Origin of the sequence: uncultured Maribacter sp. (genome assembly GCF_947500405.1) — a bacterium.
Taxonomy (GTDB): Bacteria; Bacteroidota; Bacteroidia; order Flavobacteriales; family Flavobacteriaceae; genus Maribacter_B.
Genome location: NZ_CANMRY010000037.1, coordinates 1 through 1,642, shown reverse-complemented (window position 1 = coordinate 1,642; position 1,642 = coordinate 1). Strand labels below are relative to the sequence as shown.

Annotated in this window: 1 protein-coding gene; it reads left to right on the top strand. The window is 32.9% G+C overall.

Annotated features, from left to right (window positions below; translation table 11 throughout):
- Positions 1–97 precede the first annotated feature (97 nt).
- The gene (locus Q0945_RS15830; RefSeq protein WP_299436576.1) at positions 98–1,438 is read left to right on the top strand and encodes a hypothetical protein; all 1,341 of its coding nucleotides are present in this window, start codon (positions 98–100) and stop codon (positions 1,436–1,438) included.
- Positions 1,439–1,642 lie beyond the last annotated feature (204 nt).

The window sequence follows — 1,642 nt, the reverse complement described above, 5'->3', positions numbered from 1 at the left end:
CCTCGCGGATTTTCTATTCGGTTTTTATTTGCTAAATTACGTACTAAACCACGCAACAAACCATATACAAACACGTTGGCGGTAATTAGAAAAAAACATGAGGCTATTTGAAATCATAACAATAATTCTACTATCTCTTGTATTAATTGAAAAGTATGTAGGGAAATATAACAACCTAAAAAAGGCTCTCAATATAGGATTGTTAGCTATCTTAGTTTTTCATATTTCAACAGAGAATATTAGATGGCAAATGTTACCTATTTACCTTCTTTCAATTGTTCAACTTACATTATTCTTTTCCAAAACTACGGTGCGTAAAAAATGGATGAAAATAATCGGTGGAATACTCTCATTTATTCTCATTCTTATTGGATTAACACTAAGTTATGTGATACCTGTTTTTTACCTTCCAAAAACTAATGGAAAACACTTGGTAGGCACTAGAATTGAAAATTTTACATCTAATAAGAATGAATTAGGCATCGTAAACATAAAAGCTTGGTATCCTATAGAAAAAGCTGGACAACAAAAAGATATATATTCAGAACAACCAACTAAGTCGTTAGATGGTGTCATGGGAATGCCAGGAATTCTCTTTAGCCATTTAAAACTTGTGAAAACCGGGGCTTACGAAGTTCAAGAAGACATAGCTGCTGAGCAAAAGTTACCATTAGTTATTTATGCTCATGGAGCAGCAAGTACCAATATTGACAATACAGCTTTACTTCAAGAAATTGCAAGCCATGGATTTATCGTTGTAGCAATAGATTTTGGTTTTTCATTTAATAGATATGAACTAAGTTTAGTTCAGGCATCCACGCTTACTTTACAGGCTCAAAAAGATTTTCATGCACAATTGATGGATAAAGTTGTTCCACTTCAAACTGAATATATCTCATTTGTAATCAAAGAACTTAAAACCGAACAATTCGATTTTGTTAAGAACATAGATTTTGAACAGGTTATTTTGTTAGGCCATTCGCTCGGAGGTACTACTTGCTCAAGTGTCAAGGAAGAGAAGGTGAAACCTTCAATGATAATTAATATTGACGGACCAATGCCTTCAACATCAGAAATCGATATCCCATTTTTGTATATCAGTTCATATTCGCCCGATTTATCAGATGATGAGCTTACAGAGAAAGGATTGCCAAATGTGAAATTTTATAGAGATGTGAAAAAATTTGAACTGGAAAATGTATCGAATTTCTTTAAAAACCGTATTCCGAATAGGCATTGGGTTCGTTTTAATAATGCAGGACATATTGACTTTACTGATATTCCATTTATGATTCCAATGATGGCAACTAAAGGCTACGATAAAGAGAAAGGACATAAACTCAAATCAGAAGTGATACTCAATTTTATGAATCATTATATTAATAAGGACGAAGTATTTAGAAAGCAAAAAGACCAAACTTTAGAATGGATAGAATAACTACTGCCAACATTGTATATAAAAAATAGGCGGAATAGTGCTAAATTCAAGGGGATTGGCTCGTATCAAAGTAAGTGTCTAACCGAAAGTTCCGTGCTTCGAAATCGCCTACTTTTCATATACTAAACGTTACCCTTAATGGCTGACCTGAAAAATTCTGACTAAATTTAATATTCTAAAAAAGATTCGTGTGTCTGAATTTCC